The organism is Flavobacterium rivuli WB 3.3-2 = DSM 21788 (assembly GCF_000378485.1).
In the GTDB taxonomy this organism is placed as follows: domain Bacteria; phylum Bacteroidota; class Bacteroidia; order Flavobacteriales; family Flavobacteriaceae; genus Flavobacterium; species Flavobacterium rivuli.
Window position 1 is genome coordinate 1 of record NZ_KB899983.1, and the last position, 26398, is coordinate 26398.

Below are 26398 nucleotides of genomic sequence, written 5' to 3' on the forward strand. Positions count from 1 at the left end.
TCATCACCTTCAAAAGCATTTTGGGATGGTACCCAGGATTTCCTTCTTTACTATAGGCTTCAAGTAACGGCTGGATATTTATTTTCTCTACAACGGAGTTAATAACCCGGACCGGATGATGCGCAGGTATTAATTCATCAAACGAATGAGGGAAAAGAGTCGACTGGTTCTGGTTGTAGGGCTTAAATTTCATCGCTTAAAATATTGATAATCAATACTTGAATATAATAAAAAATAAACTTTCTGCCAAAAAAATGCATAAAAAAACCGCCTCAGTTTTGAGACGGCTTCATTACTTTTAAGTAGTACGATTAAATGTAAGTTATTCTACAGTATCAAGCAGGTTTACTTTGTTTACAGGTACATTACCTGTAGTGTCCTGCAAAATTTCTATACCAAGAATCTCAAAGGGACGCTCTATCTGGTTGCCATTCGTGTCAAGGTACTCTAATACAAGTTCATCAAAGCTATCCGGGTGCAGGGTAATTGCAACACTGTCGGTTAACTCGTTTTCTACAATAAAATTACGCATCGCGTCTAAAGTAATTTTCTCCATGTTTTCAGATTTTTAGGTAGCATAAAAGTAAATAATAAACTGAATAAAATTCTGTTAAAAATGTTAAATATTGATAATTTAACATTTAACAGTCTGTTTAGTTCAGAATAATACATAAAATCTTGTTAAAATTTTATGATATGAAAATTCTTATTTGTTAAATTATTAGTGTTCTTCTTTTTTAATTTGATAATTATCGTATTGTGCTGATAGTATTAACGTTATAGATATAGTATGCCCGCCTACCATTTCTATAAAACATTAACCATGAGTGAATGCTGATTATATTTTATAAAGATTTATTTGTAAGATTCGATGTGTTAAGGCACAATGGCGTTTAAAAGGTGTACAAGAAAGTTTGATATCGCAGTAATCATAATTGTGTAGTTTTACATTGAGAGTGTAAAACTAACGTATACAAAAACACCATAAAATACCCATTAATAGGGATTTTATGGTGTAAGGCAGTTTTAAATGTTAAAGTTTACTGTCTGCTATCTAAAATCTACAATACCCTCTCCGTTATTTCCGGTTTTAGGGGTTCGGTTTACAGCAGTGTCCCAGTTAACGCCGGGGTATTTCTTTTTAAATTCGGGAATGTCGCGGGTATAATAATCGGCAACATAAATGCGGGGCGTACCTTTTTCGGCAAGGTCTTTATAATCCATTTCGCCCACATAGGTTATTTCGCCTTTTTTAATTTCAAAGGGTATAGCAAATAATTTACTGCTGCTTACCATGCCGTTAGACCCTAAATGATCTAAGTAGCTGTATTGTGTAAAGGCATAGCTGCCCGGTTCGCGTTCTATTACTACGAGGTAGCTCTTTTTATTATTAAAGTCGCCGTTAAAACCTTTCTCTTTATTCTGACGGCCATTAATCATAATTTTGCCGGCATTCTGCTTTTTAAATTTTTTATCGCCACTTTGTGCATTGTAAAAAAAGCGGTAAATATCGTTTACGGGTACATCGCCTTCAAAAGTTATAGTAGCAATGGCAATACCTTTCTCTGCAGAAGGTGTAAAGCCTGTGGCAGGAACAGCATCTGTAGAGGCGGCATTACAGCCTATCAGCAGCAGGAACAGGGGCAAGAGTATATAAGAAAATTTCATAGCGCATATTAATTGTTAGAAACACAAAGTTAAACCAAATTGCATTTGCCATTAGTTAAAAGAAAAATTTTATATTTGGTTGCAAACATTCCTGTCATGAAAAGAATATCGTTACTCTTTATAGTACTAACTACGCTAACATCATTTACCACGCCATATAAAACCGCTTTTACTCTTGTGGGTACCTGGGCCGAGGATAAGCGCACAGCGCCATCCTTTGTTTTTGATAGCGAAGGTTATGCCAAAGTGGTTATAGATGGCGTACTTAAAGGCGGTAAAGAATTTATGTACAACGGGCACAAAGCAAGCATAACCTATAAAGCTAACCTTGATGTTAACCCACACGAGGTTGTTATTAAAGTCACTACTTTAGATACTAACGAAAAGGAAACCCTTAAAGGAATATTTACTGTTGTAGATGATAACACCATAAAACTATCTTACACTACAGATAACAGGCCTAACCAGTTTTATGAGTACGACCTTTTTAGTACTACTTACAAGCGTATAAAATAAATTTTATAAACCGGAACAGAGTAAATGTATAATAGTATAAATAGAATGTAAAATTATATAAAACATTCATTTTTAGTTGTTTAGTTTAACGTAACCTTATCATTTATTAACAAAACAATGTATTTTGCTTAAGCATGGTATAGGTAATTTTACATGACATCCAAAAGGATACAATCATTAAAATCTATCATTATGTCATTTAACAGCAACGACCATTCTGAAGGCAAAGTAGCCAAAACTATCGAAAAACAAACAGCTAAAATCCCATCAGATGTATTTCTTTGGGCAGCATTAGGCTCTATGGCAGTATCTGCCGGCCTTAAAATTGCAGGCCAAAAAACTACGGCTCTTTTTGTGGGTCAGTGGGCAGCACCTTTTTTATTGTTAGGGATTTACAACAAAATTGTAAAACTTGAAGGCAGCGATGCCGAAGACAAGCACCCGATTAGCCAGTATGATAATCCTGATGACGATCAGATTTTCGGTTAAGTAATATAAAAAGCCCTGTCAATAATAAATCGACAGGGCTTTTTGTATAATTAAAAAAGGTATTAGCTTTTTTGCTCTTTATTAAAGTAAACAAGGTAGTAATACATTTGTTTTTCTTCGTCCCAGCCCTTTTCAACAAATTTTTCGGCACTTTCTGTATTTATAAAGTCCAGTTTTATTTGTATGTTAGTATCCAGGTTAATAACGTTTTTTATTTTTTTACGAGCATCCGTTACTGCTGCATTTGCAATAGGAAAAGTTGTAACGTCTTCTATGCTGTATTTAGGTGCTTTCTCTACCTTATAGTTTTTAAATTCAGGTATAAGGTCCGGGTTTTCTATAACATCATTTAAAAATGCAGTTTCTTCAAACGTGTCATTTTTAGCAAAGTGGTTAACGGCCCTGTTCATAAACATTACTTCTTCTTTCTTGTCTTCTGCCGGTAATACTACATCTTTAGCAAAATCCTGAACGAATTTCATGTACTTTTTAGTAATGAAATTTTCGTCCTGAAACGTATCTACCGATAGGAAATGTTCCAGCCAGTAACGCGCATCATAACGGTTATGGTCTATAGTAAGTATTTTATAGCCTTCTTCTTTTTTATAGTTAAAGATAATACAGCCTTTATCGAGCTTGTTAAGGTTAATACCCTGCTGAAGCATAAGCTCGATGTTTCCGCCTTTTTCGTCAAACTGAAGGAAATCTGTTTTTATCTCACTTTTAAAGATACCAATTGCGTCAACCGGGTTGTTATCTATAGTAATATTGGTAAGGTAAGCCACATAAACCTCACCATTTTTAATGTGCGGGTGGTTAGACTGCTCAAAAAGGTGCTTGGTTATTTTTTTAGAAACTTCATGTGCCTTGCTTGGGTCGGTAAAAACCTCTGTAGCAAAGTTATACATGTCGTGGTAATCTAAATGCACATCATGCGCAAACTGAAAATAGTTTTCTTCCTTATCCCTGAAAGGTTTAAAAAAATACTCTTTTAAAAGCGGAATAATTTCATCTGTAGGCTTATAGTGCTCATCAGATAAAAAAATGGCCTCACTACGGCTTTTGTTTCCTACCCTGTGGATTGAAAGGGTGTCTATATTTGTATTGAATAAATTGATCATCGATTTTGAAAAAGGTTCTTAGGTTCTTAGAGGCTAAGATTTTTAGCGCCTCTCTTTAATTTTATTAGAAAATGATACCAGCATTATCTCAAGTTCACGGGTATCGGCATATAAAGCATTAAACGTATCTTGCGCAAGGTAATCAATATTATATGCTATTTCTATCTGCGTTTGTAATTCAAATAAGGATGCTGTTGCAATATTTAAAAATCGTAGGAAATCTCCATCAGAATTTCTTCCATACCCTTCAGCAATATTGCTTGGCATAGAAACACTACATCGCCTTATTTGAGATGTTAACCCAAAAATCTCCTCTTTGGGGAATTGTTGGGTTGTTTTATAAATTTTTGTAACAAGTGCCATGGCTTTTTGCCATATTAACAGGTTTCTAAAGGTGCTCATAAATTTATATTTAAGGTTGTTGCCAAAAATATAATTTTTAAGGTTCATAGATCCTGAGAATTTGAGGAACTTAGAATCTAAGTTTCTCTAAGTCTCTCAGCACCTAAGTTCCTCAGAACCTTTCTCCTAATTCCAATTATGGTCATTAAGCCCTAAGTCGTCCATGTTGTGGTCATCATCAAACATGTCAAGGTCTTCCTCATCATAATCGTCGTCAAACTCGCCGTAAAGGTCGTCGCTGGTAGCATCTGTGCCAAAAGCCATTTCCGGTGCGCTTGCAGGCATTTCGCCATGTGCAAAAAGTAGGTCCGGGTAAGCCGTTCCTGCTTCCGGCTCTTCAATAGCGGCAAGTTCTACAAAAAACGTCCACATATTTAAAAAGTCATAAACATAAATAATTTTATTGCTTTCCCTGTCCAGGGTATCACCCAGTACATAGTCGGCCATAGTTTTTTGCTCTCCCGGAATATCACCGGTGTCAAAAAGTGCAATTTCATCTTCCTGGGTCCAGTCGTCATCGCAGGTATAAAAAGAGGCAATCTCCATTCCATCAAACCCAAAGGCATTAACAATGGCATTATGAAGGTCTTCCAGCGTATCTTCTTCAAGAATGGCTATATCCCTAAATATATCTTCTTCTGCATCCAGTATTACCCTAAATTTATAAACCATAGTAGTAGCATTTAATCCCTCAAAGGTAAAATATAAATTCTGATTTTGGGTTTTGGAATTTTAGAAATTTTGGATATAGGGTATTTTCCATTTATTTAAAGGGCCTGATTTGTAATACCAAATGAAAATATAATATAGTTCAAATATTTTTTCACGCAAAGTCGCGAAGCCGCAAAGCTGTAGTATTTAATAAATGGAACAATAGCAACTGTTAAGTCGCAAAGCTTCGCGACTTTGCGTGACATTTAATCCCAATTTAACCATAATACATATGCAAATGGTATTAGATGTTTTTTAATCCGTATAGTTTAAGGCAGGTTAAAAGTATATGAAGATAAATATCTGAAAATTACTATTTTTGAAAAATCATCAATCACTCAAAACCATACCATATGACCGTCATTATTATAGAAGATGAAAAACCTGCGGCGCGCCTGCTGCAGCGCAAACTGCAAAAACTGGATATTACAGCCGGCACCATGCTGCACTCTGTACAGGAAGCCGTAGAGTGGTTTAATAACAACCAGCACCCCGACCTTATTTTTCTTGATATACAACTGTCAGATGGCTTATCTTTTGAGATCTTCGACCGTGTACATATAACCAGTGCTGTTATTTTTACAACGGCTTATGATGAGTATGCCCTGCGTGCCTTTAAGCTTAACAGTATAGATTACTTGCTTAAGCCTATAGACGAAGACGATCTTGAAGCTGCTGTTGCCAAGTTTAAAGAGCGCCAGCCCAAACCGCAACCACAGGCCATAGATTTTGACCAGATAAAGCGCATGCTGTCCAACCCTGCCGAGAAAGCCTATAAAAAACGCTTTACCATAAAAATGGGGCAGCACCTTAAGATGATTAATATTGAGGATGCCGAATGTTTTTATAGCGAGAACAAAGGCACTTATATTCACACTACCGATAATCGTGATTACTTACTGGAAAACACTTTAGAGCAGTTGGAAGCGGAACTCGACCCTAAGCAGTTTTTCAGGGTAAGCAGAAAGTTTATAGTGGCTGTTAATGCCATTAAAGATATTGTGGTGTACACTAATTCCCGACTTAAGGTTATACCGCCTACCTATAAGGATGACGAAATAATTGTGAGCCGCGAGCGGGTAAACGATTTTAAAGAATGGTTGGGATAAATTAATACTATATTTCTTATTTATAGTGTTGTAATATTCATTAAATTAGCTTGTTATAAATTTATGTTGATTTTAATAAAGTTAAATTTAAGATGATGGAAACATTACAAAGTTACACTACGGCACAAAATTTTTTCAGGATCCTGTTAGGGTGTTTACTGGTTTTTACCGGTACGGGCCATCTTTCTTTTTTGCATGACGGGTACATTTCCCAGGTACCCGACTGGGTTCCGCTTGATAAAAGTTTGGTGGTATCCCTATCAGGGGTAGTAGAGCTACTTCTTGGCATTTCCTTAATTTTTTTAAAATGTTACAGGGTAGCAGTGGGGTGGGTGGCCGCTGCATTTTTTCTTGCAATTTTTCCCGGTAATTATGCGCAATATGCAAATCATGTAGATGCTTTTGGTTTAAATACCGATAGCGCACGCCTCGCACGCCTTTTTATGCACCCGTTACTTATTATATGGCCACTGTGGAGCACAGGGGCATGGAGTTCTTTAATGAGGGGTAAGAGAGCATAGTTTTCTAATTTTCATAAAGTTGTTTTAAATGCTGTGGTTACACAATTTTCTGTGCCTAACTTTATATAAAACTACATGTTATGAAAACTACTGATAATTATAGCAAGGGGCAAAACGCTGCACGATTACTTTTAGGTACCATGCTTATCGCAGCAGGTACAAGCCACCTTACCTTTGCACGCAAAGAATTTCAGGCACAGGTGCCGGACTGGGTTCCGCTTAAAAAAGATACCACGGTTGTGCTTTCGGGCATTGCGGAGATACTTCTTGGCACCTCTATTGCCTTATTAAAAAACGACAGGAAGAAAGTTGGGATAGCAGCAGCCGGATTTTTTGCAGCGGTATTTCCTGGAAACATTTCGCAGTTTAAAAACCGCAGGGATGCCTTTGGCCTTGATACCGATGAGAAACGATTTGCACGTTTATTCTTTCAGCCGGTGCTAATGGCGTGGGCACTATATGGGGGAGGGGTAACGAGTAAAAAAGATAAATTGTAAAACAAAGACATAGCATCTGCTACCTCTAACATAGGGATTTATAATTTGATAAATAGTAAATTATTTACTTGGCATTTTCGTCCACTTCAAAAATACCGAATACATTATTATCATTATCTATAAAATAACCCTGCCAGCAACGGCCGGCAACAGCAAACTTGGGCATTGCTAACTGTCCGTTATTATTTAATATTATTTGTGCAGTAGCATCAAAACTTTCAACCTGAATAGAGCAGGTAAAAGCATTGGTGCCAAACTCCATGGGCGGTGTTTTTACAGGGCGCTTTAATACTCCACCGTAAATGCTGTCAGTTTCTATGCGGTAGTATTCTATAGGGAAGCTTTCTTCTTTAACAAAATTCCAACCAAAAGCCGCCTTGTAAAATGCCACTGCCTGCGGTACATTGGCAGCCTGGATTTCGAAATATGCAATTGTGTTCATAATACCAAATATTAGTTTACTACGAATATATCAATATTATTAAAAAGTTCAAACTTACCTCAAACCACACTTTAAATCTACAATTTTGCAAACCTTTTCTTTGCTAAGGTCTAAATTGACAGGCTCACATTTATTAAGTGGGGTGTTACAGCCTTTAATCGTGTTTTCTGTAAACGATTGTACATCTAATACGTTAAACGTCTTGTTGTAAATTTTCATTTCGAGCGCATCAACGTCTATAATAGCCAATTGCTGAACAGTACCCACAAATATCTTACGTTTCCATAAAGGCAGGGCTACGCGTGAGCCATTAGGTTCCCATACAGGAGGGCCACCACACCATCCACCAAGTTTTATGCTTCTTCCGTTAGGAAATTCCAGAAAACACTGGCCGTTAAGTGGTGCGCCAATAGCCATTTCTTCAAGATCGCTATATACTATTGTGTGCGAATTATCCGGCGACGGATAATCAGATTCAAAATTCCACGGATCTACTTTTGTGTTACTCATAGCAGTTAAACCTTCTCCCGGAAGCACTTAAATTTTTATGTTCTCAATTTCACAGCCTACAAAATTACGCAATTTAGGCTTCTCATTTTCATATACAACCGTTAATTTATTAACGTACAATTAACATGGTATGTTTATTGGGTTGCGCTACACCTGCTCCTGCAACGCTTTAATCTCGTCCCTAAGCTTCGCAGCCTGTAAAAAATCGAGTTCTTTAGCGGCTTTTTCCATGTTCTTGCGTTTATCGCGGATAATCTTTTCTATATCGCCTTTTGCCATATAGGTTGTATCCGGTTCGGCAGCAATTTTGGGGGCATGTTCCAACTTGTAGGCATTGCTTTTGCCAAGGGTATTTTTTTCAATTTTCTTACTAAGTCCCATAGGCACTTTACCGTGCAGGGTGTTGTATTCCATCTGTTTTTCGCGCTTATAGTTGGTCTCGTCTATAGTACGCTGCATACTGTCGGTAATTTTATCGGCATACATAATGGCCTTACCGTTTACGTTACGGGCAGCACGGCCCACAGTTTGTGTAAGCGAGCGGTTACTACGCAAAAAGCCCTCTTTGTCAGCATCAAGTATTGCTACTAAAGATACTTCGGGTAAATCCAGTCCTTCCCTAAGCAAGTTAACGCCTATAAGCACATCGAAAATACCTTTACGTAAATCCTGCATGATCTCTACACGCTCTAAGGTATCTACCTCACTATGAATGTATCGGCAGCGAATGGAAAGTTTATCAAGATACTTAGCAAGTTCTTCGGCCATACGTTTAGTAAGGGTTGTAACAAGCACGCGCTCATCGACCTCTACACGCTGGTGAATTTCCTCTATAAGGTCGTCTATCTGGTTAAGGCTTGGGCGAATCTCAATTATAGGGTCAAGCAGTCCCGTAGGGCGGATAATCTGCTCGGTGTAAATACCTCCCGATTTTTGCATTTCATAATCGGCAGGGGTGGCACTCACATAAACCACCTGGTTTTGCATTGCCTCAAACTCTTCAAATTTAAGAGGACGGTTATCCATTGCAGCCGGTAGCCTAAAGCCATATTCTACAAGGTTTTCCTTACGCGAACGGTCACCGCCATACATGGCGTGCACCTGGCTCACGGTAACGTGGCTTTCGTCTATTACCATCAAAAAGTCTTTCGGGAAATAATCCAGCAAACAGAATGGGCGCGTACCGGGCAGCCTGCGGTCGAGGTATCTTGAATAGTTCTCAATGCCCGAACAGTAACCCAGTTCCCGAATCATTTCAAGGTCAAAATTAGTTCGCTCCTCAAGACGCTTGGCTTCAAGGTGTTTGCCTATTTCTTTAAAGTAATCTACCTGCTTAACAAGGTCCTGCTGAATTTCCCATATTGCGCCGTTAAGCACATCGGGGCTGGTAACAAACATGTTAGCCGGGTAAATATTCAATCGGTTATATTTCTCGATAACCTGCGATGTCTTTTTATCAAAGGCTTCGATCTCTTCAATCTCATCTCCAAAAAAGTGGATTCGGAACGGCTCATCTCCATAACTTGGAAATACCTCTACCGTATCGCCCTTAATGCGGAACGACCCCGGGTTAAAATCCATTTCTGTGCGCGAGTATAAGCTTTGTACCAATTGGTGCAGCAACTTAGTGCGCGATATATTTTGCCCGTTGTGTATAGACACCACATTTTTTTGGAACTCAACCGGGTTACCGATACCGTACAGGCAGGAAACCGATGCTACCACAATAATATCGCGGCGTCCGGATAGTAGGGAAGAAGTGGTGTGGAGGCGCATTTTTTCGAGCTCCTCATTTATCGAAAGGTCTTTCTCTATATACGTTCCGCTCACAGGTATGTAAGCTTCCGGCTGGTAGTAGTCGTAGTACGAAACAAAATATTCAACCGCATTTTCCGGGAAAAATTGCTTAAACTCACTGTACAACTGTGCTGCCAGCGTTTTGTTGTGCGCAAGCACCAGCGTAGGTTTTTCTACATTGGCAATAACATTAGCCATAGTAAATGTTTTACCCGATCCTGTAACGCCCAACAGCGTCTGGAACGGTTCGCCACTCTCTATACCTGCCGTTAATTGTTTAATCGCCTCGGGCTGGTCGCCTGTAGGCTTATAATCCGATACAACCTTAAATTTCATTATTATCCTTTTCTTATCTGATTATTATTTCATCGGGATCCTGACGGTTATCCCATAGAGAGTGTACAACTATTTTATTAGGCGTAACTTCGTAAAAAACTGTATAATTCCCCACTATTAGACCCCTGATGTTTTCATAATCAGACTTCATTCCAATTTCGGGATTTTTATTAAGTAATTGTAATTCCCTATTAAGGGTTTTATACAATTTTATCGAATACGTTTTACTCTTATTTCGTTCGGCAAAATATACAAGTATCGCAAAAAGTTTGCGTTCAGCAGTGGGTAGCCATTCTATTTCTCTTCGAGCCATTGCTTTACTTCTTTGTCAAGAACACTATGTGGCTTAAATAATCCTCTCTTAGCCTCTAAAGCTGACTCTTCAAGTTCTTTCCTTTGGGCGCTGTTGAGGAATATTTTAGGTTCTACTTTTGTTTCAATAATTGTTTTCAGCGCGGCAAGGAAAGAATTATCTTCAATTTGAGCAACCTGCGCCATCACAATATTTCTAAGTTCTAATGTATCCATGGCAAATGTTTTTACGAAGTTACAAAAAAAAATGTCTAAATCTTCGCCAACAATAAATCAACAACTGTGCCTAAAATATATTCATTTAGGTAGCGAACGGCAGGTGTATTTTGCGCCATCTTTGTCCTGCTTTCGTCTTTATTTATCGGCTTTTGCAGACTGGAAAACTGCTTCGGTAATAAAAAAGCTTCGGAAAAACAGCAAGTAATTACTGCTTTTCCGAAGCTTTAAAATATAATTATAATATGTTATCGCAACTGCGCCCCTGTTTGTGTTTCCAGGCTATTCCTTATTTTGCCCATAATTTTTTCTATCTGCTCATCGGTAAGTGTTTTTGTACTGTCCTGCAATACAAAGCTCACCGCATACGATTTCTTACCTTCAGGCAGGTTCTCGCCTTCGTACACGTCAAACAAACTAATGTCTTTCAGTAAGGCCTTTTCTGTCTGGCGGGCAATGGCATAAATACTGTCAAAAGTAATGGCGTTGTCTACCAATAGCGCAAGGTCACGGCGCACTTCCGGAAATTTAGAAATATCAGTATATTTAATTTTACCGGTAACCAGTTTAGTTATTGCAGCCCAGTTAAAGTCGGCAAACAAAACTTCCTGTTTAATATCAAAATGCTTAAGCACCTGCTTTTTTACAGTACCAAATTCTACTATAACATCATTACCTATTGCCAAAACAGAACCCTCTGCAAATACATCATTTTCTAACGGCTGTGTTTGTAGTTTATTAAAACCAAGACGGCCTAATATCATAGTGATGTAGCCTTTAAACATAAAGAAATCACTGCCTTTTTGTGGCTGAGCCCAGCTTTCCTGCTGGCGGTTACCTGTTACAGTTAGGGTAAGGTGTTTTTTCTCGTCATAGCTTCCGGCTATTTTGTGGTAGCTTTTGCCAAATTCAAATAACTTAAGGTCGGCACGGCGGCGGTTAATATTAAAAGAAACAGCCTCAAGCGCACTAAACAGTAATGACTGCCTCATTGCAGAAAGGTCATTGCTCAATGGGTTTAACATAAGCACATTGTGCTCCTCCTTAAGGTTTTCCGATAGTTCAATATAATCCGGCGTGGTAAGCGAGTTAGCCATCATTTCGTTAAAGCCAAGGGCTGTAAGCTGGCTTGCCACAACATTTTGAAGTTTATAATCTTCGGTACGAGACGAGTTAGATATCGATGCGTTTATTTTTTGAGTAAACGTAATGTTGTTGTACCCAAATACACGAAGTATCTCCTCTATAACATCTATCTCGCGGGTAACATCTACACGGTAAGACGGGATAATAAGGCCAAGGCCTTTTTCTGACATTGATGTTATTTTAATATCCAGAGATACCAGTATTTTCTTGATATTTTCTTTAGATAGTTCCTGGCCAATGGTACGTGTAACCGTATCAAAATTAAGGAATACAGAAAAGTCTTCTATTTTTTTAGGATAAATATCCTCAAGATCGCAGGTAATTTCGCCACCGGCAGTTTCCTGTATAAGCAGGGCAGCACGTTTAAGGGCATACGGGGTAATTGTAGGATCAATACCCCTCTCAAAGCGGAATGAAGCATCGGTGCTTATACCGTGGCGTTTTGCAGTTTTACGAATGGATACCGGGTTAAAGTAAGCACTTTCTAAAAATATAGTTGCCGTACTCGTGGTAACCCCCGATTTTTTGCCACCCATAACCCCCGCAATAGCCATAGGGCCATTTTCGTCGCAAATTACAAGGTCTTCCTCATGCAATGTACGTTCTACATCATCAAGAGTAACAAATTTTGTACCTGCATCGGCTGTTTTAATAAGCACTTTATTGCCTTTTATTTTAGCAGCATCAAAGGCATGTAGTGGCTGGCCTAACTCATGCAAAACATAGTTAGTAACATCTACCACATTATTCTTTGGCGTAAGCCCAATAGCCTTAAGCCTGTTTTGCAGCCATGCCGGAGAAGGCTTAACTGTAATACCGGATATGGTTACACCACAATAACGCGGTGCACGTTTACTGTCTTCCAGTTTTATATCTATCTTAAGGGTACGTTTATCTACCCTGAAGTTACTAACCGATGGTGTAATAAGCTCGGTATGAACATTTTTTTGGTTTAACCCTGCCTTAAGGTCGCGGGCTACACCAAGGTGGCTCATAGCATCGGCACGGTTAGGGGTAAGGCCTATTTCAAAAACCTCGTCAGTTACAATGTCAAATATTTTAGCAGCAGGAGTACCCGCAACAAGGTCTTCATTAAGTATCATGATGCCGTCATGGCTTGCGCCAAGGCCCAGCTCATCTTCGGCACATATCATACCGTGACTTTCTTCGCCGCGAATTTTTCCTTTTTTTATCTGGAAAGCAACACCTTCTTTATCATATAATGTAGTGCCTATAGTTGCTACAGCCACTTTTTGCCCGGCAGCCACATTAGGCGCGCCGCACACTATTTGTACAGGTACACCATCGCCCAGGTCTACAGTAGTTATACGAAGCCTATCGGCATTGGGGTGTTGTATACAGGTAAGAACATGGCCTATAACCACACCTTCAAGTCCGCCTTTAAGCGACTCAAATTTGTCTACTCCCTCTACTTCAAGGCCAAGATCGGTAAGCAGGGCAGCCGTTTCTTCAGATTTCCAGTCGAGTTTAATAAATTGTTTTAACCAGTTGTAGGATATGCGCATGAGTTAGTCTGTTTTCTTAAAGGATGCAAAGATAACAATTGTAAATAAAATAGATTTAGGATAGCAATTGTTATTTGAAAATAAAATCCCCGGCTTTATAAAAAAAACGGGGATTGTATAATAATCGATCACATACTGCTACACTCACAGCATTATTTTTTCACCCTGATTGATATTGCAAACCCACCACCGGGGGCTACAAATTGTTTAAGGTTAGTTTTAGAGGTAACCTCAACAGTTTTTATCTCATAGTTTTGCGAATTTTTATTCCAGCTTGCATCTTTCTTATCAGCATAAATGGTTGCTGTAAACTTTTGCCCCTTTGGTAAAAAGTTCAGGTTTACCGTAGCTGTGCGTGAGTTTTCATCGGTTACGCTACCCACAAACCATTCGTCTTTGCCTTTTGCCTTACGGGCTATGGTTACATAATCTCCGGGTTCGGCTTCAAGTACATAGCTGTTATCCCAATCTACAGCCACATCTTTAATAAACTGAAATGCATCCGGGAAACGCTCATAATTTTCAGGTAAATCAGCGGCCATTTGTAACGGGCTGTACATGGTAACATAGTAAGCCAATTGTTTAGCAAGTGTAGTGTTTACCCTTTGGTTGCCACCTGTTTTGTAATAAGTAAGGTCGGTCTGGAAGATACCCGGTGTATAATCCATAGGGCCACCCATAAGCCTTGTAAAAGGGAGTATTGTAGTATGCTCCGGTGCTAAGCCGCCCATTGCTTCAAACTCTGTACCGCGGGCAGATTCCTGCGCTATCCAGTTAGGGTACGTCCTGTTTAAACCTGTTGGGCGTACTGCCTCGTGGCTGTTTACCATAATTTTATAATCGGCAGCCCTTTCGGCAACATGAATGTAATGGTTTACCATCCACTGGCCATCGTGGTGCTCGCCACGCGGAATGATCTGGCCTACGTAGCCTGTCTTTACAGCGTTATAACCGTTATCCTGCATAAACTGGAATGCCCTGTCTAACCTGCGCTCATAGTTTGTTGCCGAAGCTGAGGTTTCATGGTGCATGATTATCTTAACCCCTTTTGATGCGGCGTAAGCATTTAGTTTTTTTACATCAAAATCAGGATAAGGCGTTACAAAGTCAAAAACTTCTTCTTTCCAGTTGCCTATCCAGTCTTCCCAGCCCACATTCCAGCCTTCTACAAGTACGGCATCAAAACCATTTTTTGCAGCAAAATCTATGTAGCGCATAACACGCTCGTTTGTAGCGCCATGTTTACCGTTTGGCGTAAGCTTACTAAAATCGTCAGTAAGTTTTACGTTATTTTCTTTACCATAAGCCCATGTGCTTTTCCCTGCAACAAAATATTCCCACCATACACCTATATATTTTACGGGTTTTATCCACGATACATCTTTGTATTTGGTTGGCTCGTTAAGGTTCAGGATCAGTTTAGAGGCTAATATGTCGGTAGCCTTATCGCTTACCACTATGGTCCTCCACGGGGTTTGCGTATCGGTTTGCATGTAGCCATTATTGCCTACAGCATCGGGAGTTAAGTGGCTGCTAAGTTTAAAACCCGGTTCTACATTAAGCGACATTGCAGGATAATTAATAAGCCCTGCCTCATGAATGTTGATGTACAAACCATCTGCCGATTTCATCATAGACGGTGTTTGCACCGATGGATTAGGGATAGGCTGCTGTGCATTGATCTCTATAGTAGCTTTTTTTTGCAATCCCGGAATTTCAGATATTTTAGAGGTTATGTATGCATACTCATTAGTATCATAGTCTCCCGGTATCCAGAATATTTTATGGTCGCCGGCAAGGTTAAATTGTGTGTGCTCATCTTTAATTACAAAGTAGCTCAGGTCGGCCTGTTTAGGGAATTCATACCTGAAACCCAAACCATCATTAAACAAACGGAACCTGATACGGATGTATCTGTTATTGTTTTTAGCCTGTGCCAGTGTTACAACCAGTTCGTTATAATTGTTGCGAATGGTTTTTTCTTCGCCCATTACCGGATCCCAGGTAGTATTGCTGGATGTTTGGGTTGCATTAGTAACGGTAAAGCTATCCATAAAAGAGGCTCCTTTGCTAACTTCTATACCAAGCGTACTGGGTTTAATAACCGCTTTGCCTTTGTAGTTGAGCTGGTATAATGGCACACCATTGGCATCTAAACTAAACTGGGCGGTAAAGTTTTTATCTGGTGATGTGATGGTTTGCGCGAATACCATAATGGGAGCTGTGCAGATAAAAAATAGCAATGCTATTTTTCTTGTCAATGTTAGTTGGGACATCTGTTTGGGTTTAAAATTCATTTTGTTTTAAAAAGTTGGGTTTTAAATAAGGATAATATTGTTTTGGGTAACAATATCAACTTTAGTCGCAATACTTTTGATACTGCAAATTTAGTGAAACGTTATAGTTCAGGCATAAAAATAACCCCCGAAGATTGGGCTCTCCGGGGGTTGTTTATCAACATACAAGGTTGTAGTAACAATTTACAAGGTTATAGTAGCAGTGTATAACACTGGTTTGCTATTTCAAGCTCCTCGTTTGTAGGTATAATAAGCACCTTTACTTTAGCATCAGGCAGGTTAATTTCACGTATGCCCGACTTACGGGTGCTATTCGCTTCATTATCTATAGTGATGCCTAAATATTCTAAATTTTCGCAGACAAGTTTACGGGTCAGCGTGTCGTTTTCGCCCACACCGGCGGTAAAAATAATGGCATCTATACCGTTAAGTGCCGCGGCATAAGAGCCTATAAACTTTTTAATGCGGTAGGCATACATATCATAAGCCAGTTTTGCGTTTTCATCGCCTTCGTTAATGGCTTTGGTAATATCGCGCATGTCGCTGTAACCGGTAAGGCCAAACATACCGCTGCGTTTGTTAAGCAGGTTACTTACTTGTTCTACATCATACCCTAACGTATTTACCAGATAGAATACAATTGTAGGGTCTATATCTCCTGTACGCGTACCCATAATAAGCCCACTAAGCGGGCCAAACCCCATACTGGTATCTATACTTTGCCCGTCTTTAATGGCTGTAATACTGCAACCGTTCCCTAAGTGTATTGAGATAAGTTTAGTATCAGATTTACCAAGATAGTCATTTGCCTGTTCTGATACATATTTGTGGCTGGTGCCGTGAAACCCATAGCTCCTTATATTATAATCGGTATAATAAGAATTAGGCAATGCAAAACGATACGCCTGCGGGGGCATCGTCTGATGAAAAGCTGTATCAAAAACCGCTACCTGTGTGGCATTGGTAAATATCTTTTCGGCTACTTCTATACCACGGTAACCGGACGGGTTGTGCAGTGGCGCCAACTGAAACGTCTTTTTTAATTCTTCTTTTACCTCCGGGGTAATTATGGTAGTGGTCGAGAAAAATTCGCCACCATGAACAATACGGTGGCCTACGGCGGTAATTTCGGCCGTGTCCTGTATAACGCCAAATTCAGGGTTGGTTAGCAGGGCGTTAACTTCGTTTAGTCCCGTTTCATGGTCCGGGATGTCCAGTGTAAACTTTAATGTTTCCTCTTCGCCGTTGTTATATATCTTGTGGATTATAACGGCATCGTCAAGGCCTATCCGTTCTACCAGGCCAACACATATAGGGCTGGTAGAAGGCATTTTAAATAATTGGTATTTTATAGAGCTGCTGCCCGAGTTTATTACAAAAATATTCACAGTAAGTGTGTTTATGGTTATTAATTATCCTGGCACTGTATGGCAGTAATTATAACGGTATTAAAAATATCGTCTACGGTACAGCCACGGCTAAGGTCATTTACAGGTTTGTTAAGCCCTTGTAGCATAGGGCCAATGGCCAATGCCCCCGTTTCGCGCTGAACCGCCTTGTACGTATTGTTACCTGTATTAAGATCAGGGAAAATGAGAACGCTTGCCTGCCCTGCCACTTCGCTGCCCGGTAATTTACTGCTACCAATTTCGGGGTCTACTGCGGCATCATATTGTATAGGGCCTTCAATTTTCAGGTCGGGGCGTTTAGCTTTTACAATCTCTGTTGCAAGGCGCACTTTTTCTACATCTACGCCTTCGCCCGATGTTCCCGATGAATAAGATAACATGGCAACCCTTGGCTCTATGCCAAAGCGCAGGCTGCTTTCGGCAGATGATATTGCAATTTCGGCAAGCTGTTCGGCTGTAGGGTTAGGGTTCACGGCACAATCGCCAAAGATGCACACCCTGTCCGGAAGGCACATAAAGAATATGGATGACACTACAGATATTCCCGGTTTGGTTTTAATAAACTGCAACGCAGGCCTTATAGTGTGTTGGGTGGTATGCACTGCGCCACTCACCATACCATCGGCATGGCCTTTATAAACCATCATAGTACCAAAATACGATACATCGGTCATAAGGTCGCGCGCCATTTCCATGTTTACATTCTTTGTTTTACGAAGTTCGTAAAGTGTGTTTACATAGTCGTTATAATAAGCATCATCGGCAGGGTTCACTATTCGTACCGATGCCATATCAAGGGCAATGCCCAGGCGGTTAATAATGGCAGTAATTTCGGCCACATCACCTAGAATAGTCAGGTTCACAATACCTTGGTTAATAAGGCGTGCGGCTGCCTTTAGTATGCGCTCGTCTGTACCTTCGGGCAATACAATATGTTTTTTAGAGCTTTTTGCCCATTCTGTAAGCTGGTACTGGAACATTCTTGGCGTAAGGCCCGATGGCGTAGAGGTTACCATACGCTTATCAAGCTCGGTAGTGTCTACACATCGGTTAAAAGTATCTATGGCAAGTTCAATTTTTCGGGTATTGTCTGCCGTTATTTTAGAGCGTATTGCTCCCATTTCATTACTGGTCTGGAATGTTCCGCCCTCTACGGCTATGATCGGGATAACAGTTTGTAAACCGTTAATCAACCTTATAATAGGCTCTTCAGGCTCATAACCCGCCGTTAATATTATACCCGAAACCTTTGGGTAATTAGTAGATAAATTGGCCTGTAAAGCACTTATAATAATATCGCCACGGTCGCCGGGAGTAACAATTACCACGTTTTCCCTTAAATAGTTTAAAAAGTTAGGTACCTGCATGGCACCGGTAACAAAACTATCGGCAAGGTTATCAAGATGTTCCCCTCCAAATAAAAGCTTACCATTTAATTTTTCATGAATCTCTTTCATGGTTGGGCTTTGCAGGCTGCGGTCTTCCGGAATAATTGCAAGTACTATTTGCGATGGAAGTTGCTGTCTCAGCAACTCTTCAATGTCTTTTGCGTTTTCGGGCTTTACTTTATTGGCAACCAGTGCCAGTACCTGTATTTCGCGGGCATCAAAATTATGTAGTGCGGTAATTGCGCCATTCACCACCTGTGCGGTAGACTTGCCTTCGCCGGAAACTACTATTATTGCGGGTGCCTGAAGGTTTTTTGCTATCTGTATGTTTATTTCAAATTCAAAAGCTACACCTTCGCCCGTATAATCAGTACCTTCTACAACGGTAAAATCGTATTTTTTTTCAAATACTTTAAATTTACGGATGATGGTATCTATCATATCGCCCTGGCTCTCGGTTTCCATTTTACTCATGGCTTCCTGCCAGCTAAAAGCATACGTATCATCGTAAGTTGAAGGAAGGTCGAAATGGCGCACAATGGCATCTACATGGTTCTCTCTTTGTTCAAACTGACTCTGGCTGATGATGGGTTTAAAGTAGCCTATTTTTTGTGCCTTGCCTAAAAGCATGTTTACAAGGCCAATAGATATGATAGATTTGCCGGCGTGAGGTTCTGTACTGGCAACAAAAACTGTTTTTATCATTGAGTATGATTTTAATGATGTACAGATAACAAATTTAGGCATTAAAGCAATTGCATTTGTTAGTTTAGCATACTATTTATGGATTAAAACAGCTTAAAGCTTATGGATTGCTTTTTAAAATATAATCTCTGAATTAACCACAAGGAACACAAAGTTTTTCACAAAGGCCACAAGGCTATGTTAGTAAAAGGCCTGTTCCAGGCTATCAGGAACACAAAGCTGTTACGCAAAGCTTTGTGTCCATCAATACTGATAATCAAGATTGATATTTTTTTCAAAAATTGAGTTTCGCTTTGTGACCTTTGTGAAAAACTTGGTGGGCTTCGTGGTAAAAATTACTAAATATTGGCAGTGAGTAATAGATCCTTTTTTGTAAATATTTGCATGATACTGGGAATGTATAAAAACAATAAGCCTGCAAAAATTAAATCTTTGCAGGCTTTACTTTATAAAGAAATCTTATTTTGCCAGTTCAGGATTGTTCTTTAAGGTTGCCATATCTATAACATACCTAAAGCGTACCTCTTCATCTTTTATTTTCTCGAAGGCATCGTTAATATCTTTAATATCGATGATCTCAACGTCCGGCAGAATGTTGTGTTCAGCACAAAAATCAAGTACTTCCTGTGTTTCGGCCGTACCGCCTATCATCGAACCGCCTACGGTGGCGCATCTTTTTGCAACCTCCATATTATTGGTAGGTGCATCATAAGGACCAAGAAGGCCTACAGTTACCAGCGCGCCCCTGCGTTTTATAAGCGGGATATAATCATTAACATCAAAAGCTTCGGGGATGGTTACCAGTATAAAATCTATTTTATCGGCGTATGCTTCCATCGCTTTCTCATCGGTAGATATTAAGACATCATCGGCACCAAGGACAAGGGCTGCATTTCTTTTCTCGTCTTTAGTGGTAATGGCAATTACTTTAGCTCCCATGGCTTTTGCGATTTTTACGCCCATGTGCCCAAGGCCGCCTATACCCGCAACGCCCACGGTATGGCCTGCTGTAACGCCCCAGTATTTTAAAGGCGAATAGGTAGTAACACCGGCGCAAAGTATGGGCGCCACCGCCGATATCTCTAAACTTTCAGGAATTTTCATTACAAATTTCTCGTTGGCAACAAGGTTTTCAGAGTAGCCCCCAAAGGTGTTAAAATTAGGATCTGGTTTCCAGTAACCATTATAAGTCATGGTTTGCCCATGTGGCCCCTGGCAAAACTGCTCTTCGTTTTCATGGCATGGCTCACAATGCTGGCAGGAGTCTATCATACATCCTACGCCTACAAGGTCGCCGGCACTAAATTTAGTTACCGCACTGCCTGTGCTTATAACCCTGCCCACAACTTCATGACCGGGCACACAAGGATAAATGGTGTTTTTCCAGTCGTTTGCAACCTGGTGCACATCACTATGGCACACGCCACAGTACATTACGTCTATAAGTATTTCATTTTCTTTGGGCTGTTCCCTTTCAAATTGGTACGGCTCTAAGGTTTTTCCGCCAATAAGCGACCCCGAAGCGCCGTACCCAATAGTTTGAATTTTAGTCATAATAGCATTTATTTGGTTTGTATTTTAATATTATTGAGCCGCTTTAAGGGATTCCCTTCGGTGCATGATTTTCTGTATCAGTATGCGCAGTTTAGATTTGTAATCGTCACGCAGCCAGTCGGTATAGTTTTTAGTAACCTTGTCAAGGCATTTGGCATATTGTTTAACCCTCCAGTCAATTTCCTTGTCCAACTCATTACTAAGATGCAGGGCTTCGGTAATGGTATCGGCATTATCTGCACACATTAAGGCATGCTGTCGAATGGAATCACGAATCACAATTTTTGCCTTATCGCCATTGGCAATGGCTTCCTGATGAGCGGTTTGCACATCAAAAGAAACCTCAAGGCTATTGGGGAATTTAGACCGTATTTCAGCCGGTATATTGTGGCCTTCATATTCGGTATGGCTGTTTAGGCTTTCGTGATAGTGGTCCGGGTTTTCAAAAACATGTTTCCAGTCTACAGGGGCATTCCATTCGCCAAAGCGTTCTGTATTATTGCCTAAGTCTACAATAGAGAACGTCTTTTTTTGTGGCAGCCTGCGCGATCCGCGGCCTATCATCTGGTGGTAAAGCGTAAGGGAATTTGTAGCCCTGTTAAGGATTACAGTTTGTACCGATGGCTCATCAAAGCCTGTAGTTAATATAGATACCGATGTAAGAATACCATTTTTAGTTTTTTTAAACCATTTTAATATTTCGGCACGCTCGGCGGCAGGTGTTTTATTGTCAAGGTGTTTGCAATCATATCCGGCATCGGTAAACATTTGGCACACCGCCCTCGATGTAAAAATACCTGTATTAAAAATAAGTGTTTTCTTGTTTTTAGAATTCGACTCGTAAGCATGCAACAACAACTCAAGCATTGCTGGAGACGAATACAAAGCATCTGATGTGCTTACGGTATAGTCGCCATGCACCCCTGTTTTAAGTGAGTTAAGTTCTACATCATAACGCCATGTTTTAGGCTTGGCAAGAAAGCCCTGCTCTATTAATGAACCAATAGGTTCACCCACAATAAGTTCGTTGTAGTTTTTATGCATGGGCAGATTAATGTCAGAGCTAAAAGGCGTAGCTGTAACGCCAATTATGGCCGCATTCTTAAACTTATCCAGCAGTTTATGAAATGAGTTGTGGTGGGCTTCGTCTATAATAACAAGGCCTACGGCATCTACATTAATATCGCCATTTTTAATACGGTTCTTTAAGGTTTCTACCATAGCAACATAGCACTGGTAGTCATCTTTTTTAGGTATCTTTTTAACAGAGCTATTAATTTCTTTATTATTAACCCCGGCTTTTTTTAATGTTGCCGACGTTTGTTTGCACAATTCGGTACGGTGGGTTAGCACGACCACCTTTTTTCTGAATTTATCAATATAGCGTTTGGCAATTTCAGAGAATATTACGGTTTTGCCACCACCCGTAGGCAGTTGGTATAATAGCCTTTGCCTGGTAACACTTTGCTCCATCTTATCGAACAATGTTGCAATATCCGATTCCTGGTACGTGTATAATTTTTTGCCGCTCATTTTTACGGGAGCATCGGCTATAGTGGTTTCCATTTTAATTATTTTGATTGTCTAAATTAGACATCCATAAATGCATTTTTTATAATTTTTTGGTAAATTGATGTATGACATTTTGCAGAAACATATTGAAATTTTACAGGAACTCTTTATTTAAGATTTCTTAAACAATTTTTGAATACGTAAACTATAATTTCGTTAGAGTTCCGGTAAAAAATGGCTGGCACAAAACAAGAATGGAAAGAGCAAATAAGCGTATTGCTATCATTGGCGGAGGCCCCAGCGCGTTATTTATGTTTAAGCGACTGATAGAGTCGGGCCGCAACGAGCTTGAAGTTGAGATTTTCGAGAGGAAAAAACAATTAGGGGCCGGCATGCCATATAGTAATGAAGGTGCTAATAAAGAACATATTACAAACGTTTCCGGCAACGAGATACCGCAAATTGTAACCTCTATTCACGAATGGGTTTGTACTGTTAATGCGGCAGTACTCGCACCTTATAATATAACGCCTGAAAATTTTAATGATTATAAGGTATTGCCACGGCTACTGTTTGGCGAGTACCTTTCTGCCCAATTCGATTTGCTGCAGGATATGGCTCAGGATGCCGGAATAATTGCTAAAATACACAAAGGCATTGATGTAAGTGATGTTATAGATAAACCCGAACTTAACCAGGTTTGGGTAGAATTTGAAGGTTCTGCCATTGTAGAATTTGATGAGGTAATTATATGTACCGGTCACAACTGGCCTAAAAAGAATGAGGGCAAAACTGAAGGTTATTTTGATAGCCCATACCCACCTTCAAAATTAGAATTGTATTGCAATAATGCCGTTGCGATAAGAGGATCTTCGCTTACTGCTATAGATGCTATTCGCACACTTGCAAGAAGTAATGGCTCTTTTAGAGAAGATGCTAACGGCATGTTATCGTATAAAGCTAACGAAGAAAACCCTGATTTCAGAATGGTAATGCATACACGTAATGGATTGCTTCCTGCAGTCCGCTTTCATCTGGAAGACTCGCACCTGCAAAACAAATCGTTACTAACGCCCGAAGAAATTGAAGAACACCGCTTGCAAAACGATGGGTTTTTATCGCTGGACTTTATTTTTGAAAAAGATTTTAAAGACCTCTTTAAAGAAAACCATGCCGATTTTTATGAGCTTATAAAGGATATGCAAATTGAAGAGTTTGTAGATGCCATGATGGACCTGCGTGAAAGTACGGAGCCTTTTACACTACTGCGCGAAGAATATTATGAAGCTGAAAAGTCGATTAAAAAGCGAGAGTCGGTTTACTGGAAAGAGGCTTTGGCCATACTTAGCTTTGCCATGAATTATCCTGCCAAACACCTTTCTGCAGAAGACATGCTTCGACTGCAAAAAACGCTTATGCCTTTAATATCTATAGTAATTGCCTTTGTACCGCAAACTTCATGTAAAGAACTATTAGCGCTTTACGATGCCGGAAAGCTTGATATTATAAAGGTGGATGCAGAAAGCACTGTTGAACCTGAAGCTGCAGGCGGTGCAACCTATAATTATAAAGATGAAAATGGCGATGAACAATCGGTATACTATAAGGTATTTGTAGATTGCATAGGCCAGCCGCACTTGTTGTATGAAGATTTTCCGTTTAAGACCATGATAGAAGATAAGGCTATAAGCCCTGCAATGCTGGCATTCAGGTCGGCGCAACAAGGCTGCATATCCTCGCAAGAGGGTAATAAAAAAGTGGTGAAAATAAATGAAGACTATTACCTTGAAGTACCCGGAATTACGATAAACGATAATTTTCAGGTGGTAGACAGGAATGATAACCCAAATCCAAGAATATATATAATGGCAGTACCTTACATAGGTGGCTACAATCCTGATTATTCGGGGCTTGATTTTGGCGAAGCGGCTTCTTTAAAAATTATAAACGGTATTTTGCAGCCCATAACCGTTTAGTTAAATGAATTTAGATTAATGCATGGCAATAAAGTATTAGCTATATTTAAGGCTGAAAACTATTTACAATTACATGGATGCATTAGTTATATCCGGCGGTGGGAGCAAAGGGGCATTTGCCGGCGGAGTTTCAGAATATCTTATAAAAGTTACCCATAAAGATTATAAGCTTTTTGTGGGTACATCTACAGGAAGCCTTTTAGTCCCTTTTTTAGCAATAGGCGATATTGAAAGGATTAAAAAAATATATACAACTATAAAGCAGGAAGATATATTTACAGTTTGCCCTTTTATAATTAAAAAGAAAGATGGTGTTGTAAAAACCAGCATTAACCATTTCGGGATTTTAAAGCAGTTTTTTAAAAGGCAAAAAACACTTGGCGACAGCAGGGCGTTGCGCAATTTAATTTTTAAGAGCTTTACCCCGGCAGATTTTGCACAAATTAAAAAACTGGGTAAAGAAGTGGTGGTTACTGTTGCTAACTTAACTACAAACATGATTGAGTATAAATCATCTGACGATTATGGATACGATGATTTTTGCGACTGGATATGGGCTTCGGCAAATATGGTTCCGCTCATGAGCCTTGTACAAAAAGACGGTTACGATTATGCCGATGGCGGTTTTGGCAACCTTATACCCATACAACAGGCCATAGTAAAGGGTGCAACTAATATAGATGTTATTGTGCTGAGGCTTAAAAATGGGGTGTACAATAACCCGCCACTACGCAACGGCCTTGATGCCTTTGCCCGTACTTACGACTTTATGCTGAACCAGATTGCCATAGACGATTTACTCATTGCTAACCTGCAGGCGGCAAGCAATAATGTTACCATAGCATTTTATTACATAAACAGGCTGCTTACCACACGCTCTTTTATTTTTGATGCCACAGAAATGAAACAGTGGTGGCAGGAGGGTTATGAAATGTTTAAACAAAAAGAATGTGAAACATTTTATTTAGAGCCACGAAGCGAAACCCAGAGCATTTAAAAAAGACTGTGCCTAAGTGTCAGGAAATAACACTTTGTTTTGAGAATAAGATTGCAATAATGGCAGGTATTGTTGTGCGTATCCGCAAGGTTAAGCACGGCATTATCTTTGCTTAATGTAGAGTGTGAAATAACGGTAAAATTTTGTTAATTACCCGTTAACGCGATAAAACAAAAACTATATCTTTTGGTAACTTCACATGAGTTTTTGTTTCAACAAAAATCTTTTAAACCTCTAAAAAACGTGTTTATGCTAAAGTGGATTGATATTATAAAATATGCCAATAATGGCGCGCCTGCCCCGGACAGAAGGGTTGAGAAAACGGAAGAAGAATGGAAAGCCCTGCTTACTCCGGAGCAGTTTAGGATTACAAGGCTTAAAGGTACAGAGCGTGCGCACAGCTCTGAGTTGTGTTCTTTGTTCGAACCCGGTAAATATGCCTGTGTGTGCTGCGGCACACTACTGTTTGATGGCAGTGAAAAATTTGAGAGCGGTACGGGCTGGCCTTCTTTTACACAGCCTGTTAAAGAAAATGCGGTTGCTTACCACAAGGATACAACCTATGGCATGGTGCGCATAGAGGCATTATGTAATACCTGCGATGCCCACCTGGGTCACGTTTTTGAAGATGGTCCTAAACCAAGCGGCCTGCGTTATTGTATGAATGCTGTTTCTCTTGAAAAAGTAGAAAGCAATGAACAAAAACTAACCTTTGGCGGTGGCTGCTTTTGGTGTACCGAAGCCGTATTTACATTGCTTAAAGGTGTTGCAAAAGTAGAGAGTGGCTACAGTGGTGGTAAAATAGATAACCCTACTTACAGGGAGGTATGCAGCGGTATGACAGGCCATGCTGAGGTTATTGAGGTTACATACAACCCGGCAGAAATATCGTATAAAGATTTGTTGCGTATACATCTTAGCACGCACAACCCTACAACCTTAAACAGGCAGGGAGCCGATGTGGGAACGCAGTACCGCAGCGTAATATTTTATCGAAGCGAGCAGGAAAAAGAAGATGCCCAGGCTGTAATTGATGAACTCCAGGAAGCATACGGCGATCCTATTATTACAGAACTTGCTCCTTACGAGCAGTTTTATAAAGCAGAAGAGTACCATCAGGATTATTATGCCAACAATGCCGAAGCCGGATATTGTCAGGCGGTTATAGACCCCAAGCTTAAAAAATTTAAAGCTCTCTTTAGGGATAAAATGAAAACGGAGACTATTTAATTAGATAGCTA

At 39.8% G+C, this 26398-nt stretch carries 25 protein-coding genes; 8 read left to right on the top strand and 17 right to left on the bottom strand.

Annotation, left to right across the window (positions count from 1 at the left end; translation table 11 throughout):
* The 3 genes from F565_RS23145 to F565_RS0120500 form a co-directional block, all read right to left on the bottom strand.
* Nucleotides 1-193: transposase (locus F565_RS23145; RefSeq protein ID WP_020215121.1), on the bottom strand; the 193-nt coding region annotated here is incomplete at its 3' end.
* Nucleotides 194-322: 129 nt separating this feature from the next.
* Nucleotides 323-556: a hypothetical protein gene (locus F565_RS0120495; RefSeq protein WP_020215122.1), complete on the bottom strand. Its 234-nt coding sequence runs from the start codon at nucleotides 554-556 to the stop codon at nucleotides 323-325.
* A gap of 494 nt (nucleotides 557-1050) precedes the next feature.
* Nucleotides 1051-1668: a hypothetical protein gene (locus tag F565_RS0120500; protein ID WP_020215123.1), complete on the bottom strand. Its 618-nt coding sequence runs from the start codon at nucleotides 1666-1668 to the stop codon at nucleotides 1051-1053.
* A 96-nt stretch (nucleotides 1669-1764) separates the two neighbouring features.
* On the opposite strand from F565_RS0120500, the gene F565_RS0120505 reads away from it, so the two are divergent.
* Together F565_RS0120505 and F565_RS22135 are read left to right on the top strand one after the other, a co-directional pair.
* The gene (locus tag F565_RS0120505; protein WP_020215124.1) at nucleotides 1765-2184 is read left to right on the top strand and encodes a hypothetical protein; all 420 of its coding nucleotides are present in this window, start codon (nucleotides 1765-1767) and stop codon (nucleotides 2182-2184) included.
* Between the two features lie 192 nt (nucleotides 2185-2376).
* On the top strand, nucleotides 2377-2673 hold the full coding sequence (locus F565_RS22135; RefSeq protein ID WP_197062255.1) for a hypothetical protein: 297 nt from the start codon (nucleotides 2377-2379) through the stop codon (nucleotides 2671-2673).
* A gap of 62 nt (nucleotides 2674-2735) precedes the next feature.
* Here F565_RS22135 and F565_RS0120515 read toward each other — a convergent pair whose 3' ends face one another.
* The 3 genes from F565_RS0120515 to F565_RS0120525 all read right to left on the bottom strand — a co-directional run bounded on the left by F565_RS0120515 (nucleotide 2736) and on the right by F565_RS0120525 (nucleotide 4868).
* Nucleotides 2736-3794 carry a nucleoid-associated protein gene (locus F565_RS0120515; protein WP_020215126.1) on the bottom strand — a complete coding sequence of 353 codons (1059 nt, stop codon included), beginning with the start codon at nucleotides 3792-3794 and terminating at the stop codon, nucleotides 2736-2738.
* A 42-nt stretch (nucleotides 3795-3836) separates the two neighbouring features.
* Nucleotides 3837-4244, bottom strand: coding sequence for a four helix bundle protein (locus F565_RS0120520; protein WP_020215127.1), 408 nt, complete (start codon nucleotides 4242-4244; stop codon nucleotides 3837-3839).
* Nucleotides 4245-4322: 78 nt separating this feature from the next.
* A complete protein-coding gene (locus F565_RS0120525) occupies nucleotides 4323-4868 on the bottom strand; it encodes an IS1096 element passenger TnpR family protein (protein WP_020215128.1) in 546 nt (181 codons plus the stop codon).
* A gap of 392 nt (nucleotides 4869-5260) precedes the next feature.
* Between F565_RS0120525 and F565_RS0120530 the strand changes: the two genes are divergently transcribed.
* The 3 genes from F565_RS0120530 to F565_RS0120540 all read left to right on the top strand — a co-directional run bounded on the left by F565_RS0120530 (nucleotide 5261) and on the right by F565_RS0120540 (nucleotide 7034).
* On the top strand, nucleotides 5261-6016 hold the full coding sequence (locus F565_RS0120530) for a LytR/AlgR family response regulator transcription factor (protein ID WP_020215129.1): 756 nt from the start codon (nucleotides 5261-5263) through the stop codon (nucleotides 6014-6016).
* 92 nt (nucleotides 6017-6108) lie between these two features.
* On the top strand, nucleotides 6109-6537 hold the full coding sequence (locus F565_RS0120535) for a DoxX family protein (protein WP_316931057.1): 429 nt from the start codon (nucleotides 6109-6111) through the stop codon (nucleotides 6535-6537).
* Between the two features lie 80 nt (nucleotides 6538-6617).
* Nucleotides 6618-7034, top strand: a complete 417-nt coding sequence (locus tag F565_RS0120540) for a DoxX family protein (RefSeq protein ID WP_020215131.1) — start codon at nucleotides 6618-6620, stop codon at nucleotides 7032-7034.
* Between the two features lie 64 nt (nucleotides 7035-7098).
* Here F565_RS0120540 and F565_RS0120545 read toward each other — a convergent pair whose 3' ends face one another.
* From F565_RS0120545 to F565_RS0120595, 11 genes are all read right to left on the bottom strand, one after another.
* Nucleotides 7099-7476 carry a VOC family protein gene (locus F565_RS0120545; RefSeq protein ID WP_020215132.1) on the bottom strand — a complete coding sequence of 126 codons (378 nt, stop codon included), beginning with the start codon at nucleotides 7474-7476 and terminating at the stop codon, nucleotides 7099-7101.
* Nucleotides 7477-7530: 54 nt separating this feature from the next.
* Complete coding sequence (locus F565_RS0120550; protein ID WP_154652686.1) at nucleotides 7531-7986, bottom strand: hypothetical protein; 456 nt, start codon at nucleotides 7984-7986, stop codon at nucleotides 7531-7533.
* 147 nt (nucleotides 7987-8133) lie between these two features.
* Nucleotides 8134-10119: an excinuclease ABC subunit UvrB gene (uvrB, locus tag F565_RS0120555; protein WP_020215134.1), complete on the bottom strand. Its 1986-nt coding sequence runs from the start codon at nucleotides 10117-10119 to the stop codon at nucleotides 8134-8136.
* Nucleotides 10120-10132: 13 nt separating this feature from the next.
* On the bottom strand, nucleotides 10133-10432 hold the full coding sequence (locus F565_RS0120560; RefSeq protein ID WP_020215135.1) for a type II toxin-antitoxin system RelE/ParE family toxin: 300 nt from the start codon (nucleotides 10430-10432) through the stop codon (nucleotides 10133-10135).
* A complete protein-coding gene (locus F565_RS0120565; RefSeq protein ID WP_020215136.1) occupies nucleotides 10414-10647 on the bottom strand; it encodes a hypothetical protein in 234 nt (77 codons plus the stop codon). The genes F565_RS0120560 and F565_RS0120565 overlap by 19 nt, the downstream gene beginning before the upstream one ends.
* Nucleotides 10648-10895: 248 nt before the next feature.
* On the bottom strand, nucleotides 10896-13319 hold the full coding sequence (gene pheT, locus F565_RS0120570; RefSeq protein WP_020215137.1) for a phenylalanine--tRNA ligase subunit beta: 2424 nt from the start codon (nucleotides 13317-13319) through the stop codon (nucleotides 10896-10898).
* Nucleotides 13320-13471: 152 nt separating this feature from the next.
* Entirely contained in the window at nucleotides 13472-15595 is a 2124-nt protein-coding gene (locus tag F565_RS0120575; protein WP_026300217.1) for a glycoside hydrolase family 97 protein, read from the bottom strand.
* A gap of 212 nt (nucleotides 15596-15807) precedes the next feature.
* Complete coding sequence (locus F565_RS0120580) at nucleotides 15808-17004, bottom strand: acetate/propionate family kinase (protein WP_020215139.1); 1197 nt, start codon at nucleotides 17002-17004, stop codon at nucleotides 15808-15810.
* A gap of 20 nt (nucleotides 17005-17024) precedes the next feature.
* Nucleotides 17025-19118: a phosphate acetyltransferase gene (pta, locus tag F565_RS0120585; RefSeq protein ID WP_020215140.1), complete on the bottom strand. Its 2094-nt coding sequence runs from the start codon at nucleotides 19116-19118 to the stop codon at nucleotides 17025-17027.
* A 459-nt stretch (nucleotides 19119-19577) separates the two neighbouring features.
* Nucleotides 19578-20672 (bottom strand): NAD(P)-dependent alcohol dehydrogenase, encoded by a 1095-nt coding sequence (locus F565_RS0120590; RefSeq protein WP_020215141.1) that lies wholly within the window; start codon nucleotides 20670-20672, stop codon nucleotides 19578-19580.
* 30 nt (nucleotides 20673-20702) lie between these two features.
* On the bottom strand, nucleotides 20703-22238 hold the full coding sequence (locus tag F565_RS0120595) for a DEAD/DEAH box helicase (RefSeq protein WP_020215142.1): 1536 nt from the start codon (nucleotides 22236-22238) through the stop codon (nucleotides 20703-20705).
* 200 nt (nucleotides 22239-22438) lie between these two features.
* On the opposite strand from F565_RS0120595, the gene F565_RS0120600 reads away from it, so the two are divergent.
* The 3 genes from F565_RS0120600 (at nucleotide 22439) to F565_RS0120610 (ending at nucleotide 26387) form a co-directional block, all read left to right on the top strand.
* On the top strand, nucleotides 22439-24160 hold the full coding sequence (locus tag F565_RS0120600; RefSeq protein WP_020215143.1) for an FAD/NAD(P)-binding protein: 1722 nt from the start codon (nucleotides 22439-22441) through the stop codon (nucleotides 24158-24160).
* Nucleotides 24161-24233: 73 nt separating this feature from the next.
* The gene (locus F565_RS0120605; RefSeq protein ID WP_020215144.1) at nucleotides 24234-25157 is read left to right on the top strand and encodes a patatin-like phospholipase family protein; all 924 of its coding nucleotides are present in this window, start codon (nucleotides 24234-24236) and stop codon (nucleotides 25155-25157) included.
* Nucleotides 25158-25406: 249 nt separating this feature from the next.
* Nucleotides 25407-26387, top strand: coding sequence for a bifunctional methionine sulfoxide reductase B/A protein (locus tag F565_RS0120610; RefSeq protein WP_020215145.1), 981 nt, complete (start codon nucleotides 25407-25409; stop codon nucleotides 26385-26387).
* Nucleotides 26388-26398 lie beyond the last annotated feature (11 nt).

What these genes read in the sequence shown, in the direction of transcription:
- pta (WP_020215140.1), bottom strand. Translation starts at nt 19,118, where the DNA reads ATGATAAAAACAGTTTTTGTTGCCAGTACAGAACCTCACGCCGGCAAA.
- F565_RS0120500 (WP_020215123.1), bottom strand. Translation starts at nt 1,668, where the DNA reads ATGAAATTTTCTTATATACTCTTGCCCCTGTTCCTGCTGCTGATAGGC.
- F565_RS0120545 (WP_020215132.1), bottom strand. Translation starts at nt 7,476, where the DNA reads ATGAACACAATTGCATATTTCGAAATCCAGGCTGCCAATGTACCGCAG.
- F565_RS0120550 (WP_154652686.1), bottom strand. Translation starts at nt 7,986, where the DNA reads ATGAGTAACACAAAAGTAGATCCGTGGAATTTTGAATCTGATTATCCG.
- F565_RS0120530 (WP_020215129.1), top strand. Translation starts at nt 5,261, where the DNA reads ATGACCGTCATTATTATAGAAGATGAAAAACCTGCGGCGCGCCTGCTG.
- F565_RS0120590 (WP_020215141.1), bottom strand. Translation starts at nt 20,672, where the DNA reads ATGACTAAAATTCAAACTATTGGGTACGGCGCTTCGGGGTCGCTTATT.
- F565_RS0120495 (WP_020215122.1), bottom strand. Translation starts at nt 556, where the DNA reads ATGGAGAAAATTACTTTAGACGCGATGCGTAATTTTATTGTAGAAAAC.
- F565_RS0120565 (WP_020215136.1), bottom strand. Translation starts at nt 10,647, where the DNA reads ATGGATACATTAGAACTTAGAAATATTGTGATGGCGCAGGTTGCTCAA.
- F565_RS22135 (WP_197062255.1), top strand. Translation starts at nt 2,377, where the DNA reads ATGTCATTTAACAGCAACGACCATTCTGAAGGCAAAGTAGCCAAAACT.
- F565_RS0120560 (WP_020215135.1), bottom strand. Translation starts at nt 10,432, where the DNA reads ATGGCTCGAAGAGAAATAGAATGGCTACCCACTGCTGAACGCAAACTT.
- F565_RS0120525 (WP_020215128.1), bottom strand. Translation starts at nt 4,868, where the DNA reads ATGGTTTATAAATTTAGGGTAATACTGGATGCAGAAGAAGATATATTT.
- F565_RS0120505 (WP_020215124.1), top strand. Translation starts at nt 1,765, where the DNA reads ATGAAAAGAATATCGTTACTCTTTATAGTACTAACTACGCTAACATCA.
- F565_RS0120575 (WP_026300217.1), bottom strand. Translation starts at nt 15,595, where the DNA reads ATGTCCCAACTAACATTGACAAGAAAAATAGCATTGCTATTTTTTATC.
- F565_RS0120520 (WP_020215127.1), bottom strand. Translation starts at nt 4,244, where the DNA reads ATGAACCTTAAAAATTATATTTTTGGCAACAACCTTAAATATAAATTT.
- F565_RS0120595 (WP_020215142.1), bottom strand. Translation starts at nt 22,238, where the DNA reads ATGGAAACCACTATAGCCGATGCTCCCGTAAAAATGAGCGGCAAAAAA.
- pheT (WP_020215137.1), bottom strand. Translation starts at nt 13,319, where the DNA reads ATGCGCATATCCTACAACTGGTTAAAACAATTTATTAAACTCGACTGG.
- F565_RS0120600 (WP_020215143.1), top strand. Translation starts at nt 22,439, where the DNA reads ATGGAAAGAGCAAATAAGCGTATTGCTATCATTGGCGGAGGCCCCAGC.
- F565_RS0120540 (WP_020215131.1), top strand. Translation starts at nt 6,618, where the DNA reads ATGAAAACTACTGATAATTATAGCAAGGGGCAAAACGCTGCACGATTA.
- F565_RS0120535 (WP_316931057.1), top strand. Translation starts at nt 6,109, where the DNA reads ATGATGGAAACATTACAAAGTTACACTACGGCACAAAATTTTTTCAGG.
- F565_RS0120515 (WP_020215126.1), bottom strand. Translation starts at nt 3,794, where the DNA reads ATGATCAATTTATTCAATACAAATATAGACACCCTTTCAATCCACAGG.
- uvrB (WP_020215134.1), bottom strand. Translation starts at nt 10,119, where the DNA reads ATGAAATTTAAGGTTGTATCGGATTATAAGCCTACAGGCGACCAGCCC.
- F565_RS0120610 (WP_020215145.1), top strand. Translation starts at nt 25,407, where the DNA reads ATGCTAAAGTGGATTGATATTATAAAATATGCCAATAATGGCGCGCCT.
- F565_RS0120605 (WP_020215144.1), top strand. Translation starts at nt 24,234, where the DNA reads ATGGATGCATTAGTTATATCCGGCGGTGGGAGCAAAGGGGCATTTGCC.